Raw genomic sequence first — 12,321 nt, forward strand, 5'->3', positions numbered from 1 at the left:
AATTCCTGCCAGCGATGCCGACCGCGCGCCACCACGGCTGATGTTTGTCACGCCCTCACACCAGTATCCGCTGGGATCGCATCTGAGCCTGGCGCGACGTCAGCAGATGCTGGCACTGGCACGACGCCATCACAGCTGGATTGTGGAAGATGACTATGACAGCGAGTTTCGTTTTTCCGGCCAGCCTTTCCCGTCTTTGCAGGGGCTGGAAGCGGATGCGCCGGTGATCTATATGGGCACCTTTAGCAAAACGCTCTATCCGGCACTGCGCATCGGCTACATGATTGTGCCAAAACAGCTGATTGCGCCGCTGCGCACTGCGGCAGCCGAGCTGTATCGCGGCGGACATCTGTTGATTCAGCGGGCGCTGGCGGAATTTATTCGTGAAGGACACTACGCCGCGCATATTCGTCGCATGCGGCTGCTGTATGGCAAACGCCGCGCGTTTCTGATTTCGCTGATCCAGCGCTATCTGGGGCCTGATTTTCTGCGCGAGTTTAACCATGAAGCCGGACTGCATCTGGTGCTGAATCTGCCGGATGGCTGCGATGATGTGGCCATTGCCGCCAGGGCATTGCGCCAGGGGGTGAAGGTGCGCCCGCTGTCGCAATATTATATGCAACCGCAGGCACGACGCGGATTACTGCTGGGTTTTGCCTGCGTTGAAGAGCGGGTAATGTTACCCGCGTTCAACGTGCTGCGTGACTGCCTGGCGAAAAACGGCGTGGCATCACGCGCTGACCATCATCAGGCCGCGGGACCGTGATTTTCCGCACCCATTTTGGCGAGGTCTTTATCAATAAAGAACAGACCTTTGCCACTGGTGCCAACCAGCGCCAGTTTATCCAGTACCGATTTAAACAGCTTCTCTTCTTCGTGCTGTTCGGACACGTACCACTGCAGGAAGTTGAAGGTCGAATAATCCTGTGAGGTCATGGCGTAATGTGCCAGCTCATTAATTTTACCGGTAATCAGCTGCTCGTGTTCGTAGGTTTGCTCAAACACTTCTGCCAGTGAGTTAAAGGATACCGGTGGTGCGGCGATGCTGCCCAGCACCGGCATTGAGCCAGTATCACTCAGATAATCAAACAGACGCTGCATATGCTGCATCTCTTCGCGTGAGTGTTCTTTAAGAAATGAGGCGGCTCCTTCAAAGCCTTTATCGCCACACCATGCGCTCATCTGCAGATAAAGATTGGCTGAGTAGAATTCCAGGTTTAACTGATCATTCAGGCGCGCGGTCATTTCATTAGTCAGCATGGCAGCTCCATAATATGAGAATAAAATTTATATTTAGTTGATTGCACGAAGTATGCATCATCAAATAGCAAAGAGATATATTTATAATGTAAAAGCAGATAATTCTATCCTGTTGTTTTTAATTGTAATTAGTCCGGTTTTTGAATGCTATTGATTCTCATTGCTGGCTGGGGAATACCGGGTTTAATTCACTGAAAATACAGTAAATATTCAGCGGTAATCACTTTTATCGTTCAAGGTGATATTAGTTTTCATTATCAAATTAGTCATATTGAATAATTAGGAGTATCAGTTTTTTATCGCCAAAGCAGAGCCATTTTTTCAGAGCAAAATGTGTGGGTCCCACAGCCTGTTTAAGAAAGCGGCGCTAATTAGTTGATAATGTAAATCGCTCTTGATATAAGAATCATTCTCAAGGATATCAGGGTGAGTCAAGGATTATGACCATTCAACATGCAGCATCCATCACGGATGTTGCTGCGCAGTGTTTTCTGAATGCATTAACGCGTGAAACCAGGGACTGGCAAATCATCCCGGCTGGCGCAGCACAGCAGTATGCGCAACTGCAAATTCCGCTTTCATCTTCCCGCACGTTACGCATTGATTTGCGCTTTTGTTCGCTGACTCAGCATCATCACTACCGGTTTCCGGCGCGTCTGCATTTCGACGGCCAGCAAGAAGGCTGCATGCTGAGTGCGGAACAGTTGATTGATCTGCTGCTGGCTAAGCCAGCGATTGCGGAAACGGTGAGTGAGCATCAGCTGGCGCGCTTTCGCCAGCGGGTGCTGGAAAGCCATCTTTATACCCATCAGGCGATTGCCAGTCGTGCGGACTGGCCCGCGCTGCGTGACAAACCGCTCAACTTTGTCGAAGCAGAACAGGCGTTGCTGGTGGGGCATGCCTTTCATCCGGCACCAAAATCCCATCAGCCTTTAACCGAACAGCAGGCACGTCGCTATCTGCCTGAGTATGCCGCCGCGTTTCCGTTGCGCTGGTTTGCCGTCGATAAGCGTAATCTGGCGGGTGACAGCCTTGGCCTGACGCTACAGCAACGGCTGTATCGCTTTGCCGCGGAAAATGCACCGCAGCTGCTGGTGCATTTTCACGATGATATCTGGCTGTTACCGATGCATCCGTGGCAGGCCGAACGCCTGCTGGCGCAACCCTGGTGCCAGCAACTGGTCGCACAACAGCGGCTGCGTGATTTGGGGGAGGCCGGGCAATACTGGTCAGCCACCAGCTCTTGCCGTTCGATTTACTGTGCCTCCAGCCGCGATATGGTGAAGTTTTCTCTTAGCGTACAACTGACCAATTCAGTGCGGACATTATCGTTAAAAGAGTTACAGCGCGGGATGCGGCTGGCACGGCTGGCGCGCACTGAGCGCTGGCAACAGTTACAGGCGCGTTTTCCCACGCTGCAAGTGATGCAGGAAGATGGCTGGGCGGGGTTATATGATGCGGAGGGCCATTTACAGGCGGAAAGTCTGCTGGCGCTGCGGGTTAATTTGCTGTTTGAGCAGCCACAAAGCCAGATTAATGTGCTGGCAAGCCTGACCCAGGCGGCTCCGGATGGTGGCGACAGCCTGCTGGCAGCCACGGTGCGTCGGCTGGCGTCACGGCTGGAGATTTCTTTGTTGCAGGCGGCTCAGCGCTGGCTGGATGCCTGGTGCCAGCAGGTGCTGGTGCCGCTGTTCAGCTGTGAAGCAGATGACGGGCTGGTGCTGTTGGCGCATCAACAGAATATCCTGGTGGTGATGCAGCAGGATCTACCGGTTGGCATGATGTATCGCGATTGTCAGGGCAGTGGTTTTAGCGCCGTCGCTGGCAATTGGCTGGCGCAGATTGATGATGCCAGCGCGGAAAATTGCTTCAGCGAACAGCAACTGCTGCGCTACTTCCCTTATTACCTGATCGTTAACTCGGCACTGGCCGTCACTGCGGCGCTGGCTGCCGCCGGGTTTGCTGCGGAAAGCCAGTTGATCGCGCGGGTACGCGATACACTCAGCCAGCTGCGGACGACGGTCAGCAATCCGTTATGCCTTGATTATGTGCTGGATAGCGCCGAGTGGCGCTGTAAAGGCAACTTTTTCTGCTATCTGCGTGGACACGATGAAAACACGCTGCTCGAACCGGCTGATATCTACTTTTCGCTGACAAATCCACTGCATGCGGAGGTGACCCTGTGATGCCGTCTGCCAGAGTGGTGCATGCCAGCAGTGGCTTTTACTGTGAGCGGCTGGAGAAAAAATTGGCGCTCAGCCTCGGGCGGGATGGCAGCGCAGTGCTGCACTCGCCGGGCGTATTGCCTGCGGGTTGGCTGGTTGCCGCATGCGATCAATTGCTCGTGGCTGCCCCCGAGCTGAGCGGCATTATGCTGCCGTATGCCGAGTGGCGTAATGAGCCACAGGCACAGGCGCTGTTTAGCCTGGTTTACGGCGATTATCTGCCGCGCGAACAATTCTACCAGCTGCCGCTGTGGCTGACGGCAGCGCCACAACCGGCAGCGGATGCGATGCACTACAACGCCAGCCGTGAACTGTGGTTGCCACAACGTGCGCCACGGCCCGAAGGTGAGGTGTATCGCCGCTTCGATCCACAGATCAAACGCAGCTTAAGCTTCCGCTTGCCGGACGTGGCGCACGATGCTGAGCAGTTTACCCGCTGGATGAATGCGCCGCGCGTTGAGGCGTTCTGGGAAATGAGCGGGCCGCTGGAGCAGCAGGTTGCCTATCTGCAACGCCAGCTGGATTCAGGCTACGGTTATCCGCTACTGGGTTGTTTCGATGACCAGCCATTTGGTTATTTCGAGGTTTACTGGGCGGCGGAAGATCGTATTGGTCAGCACTATCGCTGGCTACCGTTTGACCGTGGCCTGCATATGCTGGTCGGCGAAGAGAACTGGCGTGGTGCGCAGTATATTCGCAGCTGGCTGAGCGGGTTGACCCATTACCTTTATCTTGATGAGATCCGCACCACGCGGGTAGTGGCAGAGCCGCGTGCCGATAATCAGCGATTATTCCGTCACTTGCCTGCCGCAGGTTATAAAACGGTGAAAGAGTTCGATTTTCCCCATAAGCGTTCGCGGCTGATTATCAATCAGCGCGAAGCCTTCTTTCGGGGGATCGGCCGATGAACAATGTTGACTACCCTGACTGGCAACAGGTTAACCGCCAGATGATCGCGCGGATGCTGGCTGAACTGGAATATGAGCAACTGTTGCAGGCTGTTGAGCGCGACGGCGCGTGGCAAATCAGGGTCGGTGCGGCGGATTATCGTTTCAGTGCGGCACGTGGCATCTGGGGATGGCTGCATATTGAGGTGGCCAGCCTGAGCTGCGATCGCTCTCCGCTGGAAGCCGATCAGCTGCTGTGCCAGTTGGCGAGCATGCTGAACATGAATGATGCGCAGATCGCCGAGCACCTGGAAGATCTTTATGCCACGCTGCGCGGTGATATACAGCTGCTGTTTACGCGCCACGGGATGAGTGCTGCGGATCTGATCGCCCTCGATCCTGACGCGTTGCAGTGCCTGCTGGCCGGGCATCCGAAATTTATCTTTAACAAAGCGCGGCGTGGCTGGGGGCTGAGCGCCTTACAGCAGTATGCTCCGGAATATCAGGGGCAGTTCCGTCTGTGCTGGCTGGCGGCGCGGCGCACGCATTTTGTCTGGTGTGCGGACCGGCTTCACTCACTGGATGCGTTGCTCAATAGCGCAATGGATAAGGCTGAGCGTCAGCGCTTCAACTACTGCTGGCGTCAGCTGAAGCTGGATGATGAGTGGATCCCACTGCCGGTTCATCCGTGGCAATGGCAGCAAAAAATCGCGCTGCATTTTTTGCCGCAGCTGGCAAAGGGGGATCTGGTGGAACTGGGGGAGTTTGGCGATCTTTATCTTGCTCAGCAATCGTTGCGCACCCTGACCAATATCAGCCGTCATGTCGCCTTCGACATCAAGCTGCCGCTGACGATCTATAACACTTCCTGTTATCGCGGTATTCCCGGTAAATATATCAGCGCCGGGCCTGCCGCTTCCCACTGGCTGCAACAGATTTTTGCCGAGGACAGTACCCTGCGTAGTAGCGGCGCGACGATTCTTGCCGAACCGGCGGCGGGCTATATGGCGCATCCGACCTACGCCATGCTCAGGCACGCGCCCTATCGCTATCAGGAGATGCTCGGCATTATCTGGCGTGAAAATCCCGGCAGTTATCTGAAGCAAGGGGAGCGGGCGGTGCTGATGGCGGCTCTGATGGAGTGTGATAACCAGGGCAATCCGCTGATTGAAGCGTGGATCACCGCGTCAGCACTGAGTGCGGAACAGTGGCTGCTGCAACTGTTTCGTTGCGTGGTTGTGCCGCTTTATCACCTGATGTGTTGTTACGGCGTGGGGCTGATTGCCCATGGGCAAAACATCACGCTGGTGATAAAAGACCATCAGCCTCAGCGTATTTTTCTGAAAGATTTTCAGGGTGATATGCGGTTAGTGGATCAGGATTTTCCGCAGGCTGCCTCGTTGCCCGCGCAGGTCAGAGAGGTCACCACGCGCCTCCCGGCGGACTACCTGATTCATGACTTACAAACCGGGCATTTTGTTACCGTCTTACGATTTATCTCGCCGCTGATGGCCGCTGGCGGTATCAGCGAAGTGCGTTTCTATCAGCTGCTGGCGCAGGTACTTCGGGAATATATGGCGCAGCATCCGCAGCTGGCGGATCGTTTTGCGCAGTTTGATCTGTTTAAACCACAAATTTTGCGGGTAGTGCTGAATCCGGTGAAGCTGACCTGGTCAGAGCAGGATCAGGGCCAGCGTATGTTGCCGCAGTATCGACAGGATCTCGATAACCCATTGTATTTGATCAGCATGGAGCAGGATCATTGAAGCAGCCTCTTGATTTTATTGGTATTGGTATTGGACCGTTCAATCTCAGTATCGCTGCGCTCGGCAGCGAAGTCGCTGATTTCAACGGTCAGTTTTTTGAAAGCAAAGCGCAGTTTTCCTGGCATCCCGGCATGATGATGCCGGAGTGTCAGATGCAGACCAGCTTTCTCAAAGATCTGGTCAGCGCGGTATCACCCACCAATTACTACAGCTTTATTAACTATCTGGTACAGCACAAAAAATTCTACCGCTTCCTGACCACCGAGCAGCGCACCGTGTCGCGTGAAGAGTTCGCCGACTATCTTGACTGGGTCGCCAGCCGCCTCGATTCCCTGGCCTTCAGTCAGCAGGTTGAGCGCGTGGATTTTGATGATCGGCAGCGGCTGTTTGTGGTGACCACGCCGCAGGGGGAGCATTGCGCGCGCCATATTTGTCTCGGCATCGGCAAAAAGCCGCTGCTGCCGGAGTGCGTCAGCGAGCAAAGTGCGCACTGTTTTCATGCCAGTGAAATGGCGCTGCGTAATCCGGATCTCAGTGGAAAACGGGTCACTATCGTGGGCGGTGGGCAGAGCGGTGCCGATCTGTTTCTCAATATTTTTCGCGCACAGTGGGGGCTGCCGCAGCAGCTTAACTGGTTATCCCGGCGTAATAACTATCAGGCGCTGGATGAAGCGGCGTTCGCCAATGAGTATTTCACGCCGGACTATGTGCAGAGTTTTTTCACCCTGAACGACGGAGCGAAACAGCAGATCCTCGCCGAGCAAAAGATGACCTCCGATGGCATTACCAGTGAATCGCTGCTGACGATTTACCGCGCCATGTACCATCGTTTTGAGGTACTGCGTGAGCCGGTTTGGGCGCACCTGCTGCCGAGCCGCAGCCTGACCGCGTTGCACCGGCAGTCAACGGGTTATCGGCTGGTGACGCAGCATCATCTCGACCAGGGCCGCGAGCATTTCGACAGTGATGTGGTGATCTTTGCCACCGGCTATCAGCAGTATCGCCCGGCATTCCTCAACCCGATAGCGCATCGGCTGCAACTGACCGCCGATCGGCAGTATCAGATTACCCCGGATTTCACCCTGCACTGGGATGGCCCGCAGGACAATTGCCTGTTTGCCGTCAATGCCAGCATGCACAGTCATGGCATTGCCGAACCGCAGCTCAGCCTGATGGCCTGGCGTTCGGCACGTATTCTCAACCGGGTTTTGGGGCGTCCGCAGTTCGATTTGACCCCCAGCCCATCGCTGATCCACTGGCGAAGCCAGTGCCCGGTTACCCGTAATGACCCGAGCCAGTTTGAAAACATGCCTTTGTAACCATACTTTTAAGGGAAAAGTGGAAAATGATAAAAAGAAATACGCTTTGGGTCGTTAACCCCTGCTTACTGCTGATGTTGTCACCCGCTGCCTCGGCAGAAACGCCAGCCAGTAGTGAAAATCAGATGGTGGTTTCTGCCAGTCGTGCGCACCGTACCGTGGCAGAAATGGCGCAAACCAGCTGGGTGATTGAAAGTCAGGAGATTGAGCAGCAGGTGCAGGGCGGCAAAGAGCTGAAAGAGATCCTCGCCCAGTTAATTCCGGGCATGGACGTCAGCAGCCAGGGGCGCACCAACTACGGCATGAATATGCGTGGCCGCGCGATGATGGTGATGATTGACGGTGTACGGCTTAACTCATCACGCAGCGACAGCCGTCAGCTGGACGCCATCGATCCGTTTAATATCGCCCATATTGAAGTGATTTCCGGTGCGACCTCGCTGTACGGCGGCGGCAGTACCGGCGGGTTAATCAATATCGTTACCAAAAAAGGTCAGGCGGAAAAGCAGGTTGAACTGCAACTGGGCGGCAAAACTGGATTTAGCAGCCATAACGATCATGATGAGAATATTGCCGCCGCGATTGGCGGCGGTAATGAAAAGGCGTCAGGGCGGCTGTCGCTGTCATATCAACGCTATGGCGGCTGGTATGACGGTAAAGGCAATGAAGTTTTAATCGATAATACTCAGACCGGTTTGCAGTATTCGCACCGTATTGACCTGATGGGCACCGGGACGCTGAATATTGATGAGCACCAGCAGCTCCAGCTGACCGCACAATATTTTAACAGTGAGTCGGATGGCAAACATGGGCTTTATCTCGGCGAAAACTTTTCGGCGGTGACCGGTTCCGGCACGGCTGCCAACAGCAATAAACTTAACTCAGACCGCATTCCCGGTACTGAACGTCATCTGCTGAGTTTGCAGTATTCCAACACTGAGTTCTGGGGCCAGGATTTAGTGGCGCAGATATTTTATCGCGATGAATCACTAACCTTTTATCCGTTTCCCACTCTGAGCAAAGGCCAGGTCACCAGCATTGGCGCATCGCAGCAGAAAACCGATTTCTGGGGTGGCAAGCTGACGCTGAACAGTCAGCCGATCGACAGCCTGACGCTCTCCTGGGGAGTTGACGCAGAGCATGAGAGCTTTAACGCCAATCAACAATTTTTCAATCTGGCGAAGGCGCAGCAGTCCGGCGGGATGACGCTGGAGAATGCCTTTAGAGTTGGCCGATATCCGGGTTATACCACCACGAATCTCGCGCCGTTTATGCAGGCCAGCTACGACATCAATCCGGTATTTACGCTGAGCGGCGGGGCGCGTTATCAGTACACCGAAAACAAAGTGGATGATTTTATTGGTTATGCCCAGCAGCAGGCGATTGCGAACGGACTGGCGACCTCGGCCGATGCGGTGCCTGGCGGCAAGACCAGTTACAACAATGTACTTTTGAATGCCGGTTTGCTGGCGCATCTGACTGAGCGTCAGCAGGCGTGGTTTAATTTCTCGCAGGGTTTTGAAATCCCCGATCTGGCGAAATATTATGGTTCCGGCAACTATAAGCTGGTGAACGGTCATTATCAGCTGGAAAACAGCGTCAACGTTAACGACTCGAAACTCGACGGAATTAAGGTTAATTCGTGGGAACTGGGCTGGCGCTATACCGGCGATAATTTGCGGACTCAGCTGGCGGCGTATTATTCCCTGTCGAATAAAACCATTTCCATCAATAAAACCGATATGACCATTAACCTCGACGACGACAAACGCCGTATTTATGGAATGGAAGGGGCGCTGGATTATTTCTTTGATAACAGCGAATGGAGCGTTGGCAGCACCTTTAATCTGATTAAGTCGCAGACCCGGGTGGATGGGCAGTGGAATAAACTGACGGTCGACAGCGCCAGTCCGTCGAAGGCTACCGCGTATATTGGCTGGGCTCCGGGCGACTGGAACCTGCGGCTGCAATCACAGCAGACCTTTGATGTATCAGATGAAAAAGGCAATAAGCTTGAGGGTTACAACACCATCGACCTATTGGGTAGCTATGCATTAGCGGTGGGCAAAGTCAGCTTTAGTGTGGAAAACCTGCTGGATAAGGATTACACCACGCTCTGGGGGCAGCGCGCACCGCTGCTTTACAGCCCGACTTATGGTTCGCCCGATCTATACAGCTACAAAGGGCGTGGCCGTACCTTTGGTCTGAATTATTCAGTGGTGTTTTAAGCGCATTAACACATCTTCTGTGGGCGACGAAATGTCGCCCATTTCACTGATTTACCCGCCTCAAACGAAGATGCTTAGCTCTCTTTCCATCGCTGACGCAGAGTCTCAACCACCGGCTGGGTCTGCGGTTGATGCAAAAACTGATGGCGGAACAGCAGGCATCCCGCGACCTGCGGTAATTGCTGGTTAAGATCGAGCTGACGCGTGATTTCTGGCACGCCATGGTCAATTGCCCAGTCAGGTTCGCTGTTGCTCTGGCTGCCGACTTTATACAGCGCCATGCCGATATACAGTTTGGTGTTGCTGGTTTTCACCGTCTCTGCCCACCACTTTGCCACCACATCATAACGTGCGGCGGGCTGAGCAAATGGCCAGTAGATTTGCGGCGCAATATAGTCAATCAGCTCTTCCAGTACCCATTGCCGGGTGTCGGCATAGGCCACGTCATAGCTGGGTATGCCCGCGCGGGTATCGGATCCCAACGCATCATCCTGTTTATTACGCCAGACGCCAGCGGGACTGATGCCAAACTGAACCTGCGGCTTAAAGCGTTTAACGCATTGCGACACGTCAGAAATCAGACGGTAAGTATTATTACGCCGCCAGTCACCCTTACTGGCAAAGCCTGCGCCGTACTGTTGATAGCTGGCTTCATCATTGAGTGGTGAATTTGCCGATTCATTATAAAAGTAATCATCAAACTGAATACCATCAACATCATAGTGTTGCAGCAGCTCAGCAACGATATTGCTCAGCCAGCCTCTGACCTGAGGTATGCCCGGATCCAGTACAAAGCGATTGGCTGCGGTTTTGATCCATTCCGGATGCTGCTGGTAAACGCTGACAGGCGAATCCGGGGAAGAGTTGTTCAGCTCATCAATGGTGGCCTGGCTGGCATCCATCGAAACGCGATAAGGGTTTAACCATGCGTGCAGCTCGATGCCACGGCAGTGCGCCTGTTCGATGGCAAAAGCCAGTGGATCAAAACCCGGATCCTTGCCCAGCTTGCCGGTCAGCCAGCGTGACCAGGGGAGCAACCGGGAAGCATAAAGCGCATCTGCACAGGGTTGCACCTGAAAGATTACCGCGTTGATATTCAATGACCTGGCATCATCAAGCAGGGTTACCAGCTCCTGCTTTTGCGCCGCCATTCGTTGCTGGTCATCTTCAAGCGTCAGAGTATGTTTTGACGGCCAGTCAAGGTTAAGCGTGGTGGCAACCCAGCTGGCCCTAAACTCCTTTACGACGGGTTTCTCCGCAGGAAAGTATTTTTCTGACAGCGCGAATAAGTTGGCTGCGGTTTCAGCATCGACCACGCCGTCATAATTAGCCGGGCGAAAATGCAGCTGAAAGGCGCGGATAAGTTGCCAATATCCCTGTTCATTACTGGCGAGAGTAATATCATAGCCCCAGCGTTGCAATTTATTGATCAACTGTGCTTTGTCCGGCAGCTTATTGCTGAATTCTCGCAGATATTTTTGTTGCGTCGCCTGATCGTACCAGGCACCTATACCGGCTTCATACAGCGCCTGCCATGGAAATGCAGGTCCGGGATCACTTTTTCGGTTGGGGGCAATATCACTGTGCGCCACAATATTATTTGGCGTGATATCCGGGTAACGCTGGATAATATTAATTATCAGCTGTTTAACCGCCTCGATTTGCGCTTTATTATAGGGCGGAAAAGTCAATTCGCCCTGATTATCGGTCGCGAGGTTAACGATTTCAATTCCGATTGAGGTATCGTTAATATTGCTGCGTCCTGCCCATGAACTGACGCCAGCATGCCAGGCGCGCTGCTCTTCGCTGACCAGGTTAAAAATCCTTAGGTTTTTGAAACCGGCAGAAATATAGCTTTTATCTTCAGGGTCGGGAACGAGATAGTGAGCGCTCACTAAAGGTCCGGTAAGCGATACCATCGAAGAGGCAAAATTCTGCGCGGTATAGTGGATAACCAAAAAGCGGACGCGCGAGTTAAAACCTTTGACGGAACGGTAACTGTTATAGTCAATAGTGTACATATTAATACATCCTTGCATTAGCTATGGAGACTGCAGTTAACACCTTTTATATTGAATGGTGCAATCAATCAGCTGCGTATTCTGAAAAGTGATGACTTGCTGATACTATTGGTTTATTAAATGGATAGGATTAGCATAACGTGATATTTTTCCTCAATGAATTTATAATAAAAGCAAGAAAGTTCTCACTTTAGGGTGCGCAATGCGCTACCCTGTGTGCCGATGTCGAATACAGGTTCTCTGATTTGGTAAAGTTGATGAATAAAAGAAATGCCCTGATAAAATTTATCCTGCCGGTGATTATTTTGGCTGCGATAATGGGTTATATGTCGTTATCACGCGTGGAAAGTCAGGAACAGGCTTATTACGTTGCGGTGTATTGTCAGGTAGTCAAAACGCCTGATACGCCATCATACCGTGATGCAATGCGCGCAATGATTGACGCTGGCAACAGTGATTACGCGCTGGATCGTAAAAAATTTAATTTGCGAGCGGCAGATAATGTGCTGAATACCGTCAGTAAACTGACAGACGCGCAGCGCAGCATGTTGAAAGACAATGCAACGGCTTGTCGTCAGCTGATTAGCGCAAAAATGGCCGGGTAACCGGCCATTC

The 12,321-nt window shown here is 53.2% G+C and carries 9 protein-coding genes; 7 read left to right on the forward strand and 2 right to left on the reverse strand.

Going from position 1 to position 12,321, the window contains the following annotated elements; genetic code table 11:
• Positions 1–766, forward strand: a 766-nt coding sequence (locus NG42_RS23475) for an aminotransferase-like domain-containing protein (protein WP_241488338.1), incomplete at its 5' end; no start/stop codon positions are given.
• Here the strand turns inward: NG42_RS23475 and ftnA are convergent.
• Positions 748–1,260 carry a non-heme ferritin gene (gene ftnA / locus NG42_RS10225; RefSeq protein ID WP_052899200.1) on the reverse strand — a complete coding sequence of 171 codons (513 nt, stop codon included), beginning with the start codon at positions 1,258–1,260 and terminating at the stop codon, positions 748–750. The two genes, NG42_RS23475 and ftnA, sit on opposite strands and share 19 nt — an antisense overlap.
• 440 nt (positions 1,261–1,700) lie before the next feature.
• Between ftnA and NG42_RS10230 the strand changes: the two genes are divergently transcribed.
• From NG42_RS10230 to NG42_RS10250, 5 genes are read left to right on the forward strand one after another with little or no spacing between them, the layout of a single operon-like run.
• Positions 1,701–3,446, forward strand: coding sequence for an IucA/IucC family protein (locus NG42_RS10230; RefSeq protein ID WP_052899201.1), 1,746 nt, complete (start codon positions 1,701–1,703; stop codon positions 3,444–3,446).
• A complete protein-coding gene (locus tag NG42_RS10235) occupies positions 3,446–4,393 on the forward strand; it encodes a GNAT family N-acetyltransferase (protein ID WP_173581480.1) in 948 nt (315 codons plus the stop codon). Before NG42_RS10230 ends, NG42_RS10235 begins: the two co-directional genes overlap by 1 nt.
• Entirely contained in the window at positions 4,390–6,138 is a 1,749-nt protein-coding gene (locus NG42_RS10240; RefSeq protein WP_052899203.1) for an IucA/IucC family protein, read from the forward strand. Before NG42_RS10235 ends, NG42_RS10240 begins: the two co-directional genes overlap by 4 nt.
• Positions 6,135–7,457 carry a lysine N(6)-hydroxylase/L-ornithine N(5)-oxygenase family protein gene (locus NG42_RS10245; RefSeq protein ID WP_052899204.1) on the forward strand — a complete coding sequence of 441 codons (1,323 nt, stop codon included), beginning with the start codon at positions 6,135–6,137 and terminating at the stop codon, positions 7,455–7,457. Before NG42_RS10240 ends, NG42_RS10245 begins: the two co-directional genes overlap by 4 nt.
• 29 nt (positions 7,458–7,486) lie before the next feature.
• The gene (locus NG42_RS10250) at positions 7,487–9,685 is read left to right on the forward strand and encodes a TonB-dependent siderophore receptor (RefSeq protein ID WP_052899234.1); all 2,199 of its coding nucleotides are present in this window, start codon (positions 7,487–7,489) and stop codon (positions 9,683–9,685) included.
• Positions 9,686–9,759: 74 nt separating this feature from the next.
• On the opposite strand, the gene NG42_RS23755 is transcribed toward NG42_RS10250, so the two are convergent.
• A complete protein-coding gene (locus NG42_RS23755; RefSeq protein ID WP_162231025.1) occupies positions 9,760–11,706 on the reverse strand; it encodes a family 10 glycosylhydrolase in 1,947 nt (648 codons plus the stop codon).
• Positions 11,707–11,963: 257 nt separating this feature from the next.
• Between NG42_RS23755 and NG42_RS10260 the strand changes: the two genes are divergently transcribed.
• Positions 11,964–12,311, forward strand: coding sequence for a hypothetical protein (locus tag NG42_RS10260; RefSeq protein ID WP_052899205.1), 348 nt, complete (start codon positions 11,964–11,966; stop codon positions 12,309–12,311).
• Positions 12,312–12,321 lie beyond the last annotated feature (10 nt).

Origin of the sequence: Winslowiella iniecta, from assembly GCF_001267535.1 — a bacterium.
GTDB lineage: Bacteria > Pseudomonadota > Gammaproteobacteria > Enterobacterales > Enterobacteriaceae > Erwinia > Erwinia iniecta.